This window comes from Cobetia sp. SIMBA_158 (assembly GCF_046566945.1).
Taxonomy (GTDB): domain Bacteria; phylum Pseudomonadota; class Gammaproteobacteria; order Pseudomonadales; family Halomonadaceae; genus Cobetia; species Cobetia amphilecti.
In genome coordinates, this window is sequence record NZ_JAWJYL010000068.1 from 1 (window position 1) to 439 (window position 439).

At 37.8% G+C, this 439-nt stretch carries 2 protein-coding genes; both read right to left on the reverse strand.

What is annotated here, in order from left to right:
- The coding region (locus R2R70_RS19000) for a hypothetical protein (RefSeq protein WP_410978750.1) at positions 1 to 234 on the reverse strand (234 nt) is incomplete at its 3' end.
- On the reverse strand, positions 234 to 439 hold a 206-nt coding region (locus R2R70_RS19005), incomplete at its 5' end, for a hypothetical protein (RefSeq protein WP_410978751.1). The genes R2R70_RS19000 and R2R70_RS19005, both read right to left, overlap by 1 nt.

Genomic DNA, 439 nt, shown 5'->3' on the forward strand with positions numbered 1-439 from the left:
GTATTCAAATTCAGGTATCTGCAAATGATCTTCTCCCAATGGTGGAATATAGCTCATTTCCATGTGTTTATGATCACACGATTCCTGAAATTTCTTATGTTCACTCTCCGCTTCTCTCTGCCTAACAACAGAACAATACTTAGTTTCATGTAACTTGGCTCCATGCGGAGTGAGAAGGCGTTTCCCACAGAGTTCACATTGATAGAGCGTTTGATTGTCTAATATTTTCGCCATCAATATTCCTCCTCATGTCTTGCCTTGATCCTTTCAAATTCTTCGATTGTATAATCTACATGAAAAGGATCGTAACAGTTTTTGAGATCGTTAATATCAAGAGGAGCATTGTGTTGAGACACAAGGTTGTAAAAATCGGTTAAATCTTGATCACTTGGCTTCTCACGATCTTTTCTAATGAGACACAACGCATCTGTAATTTCTT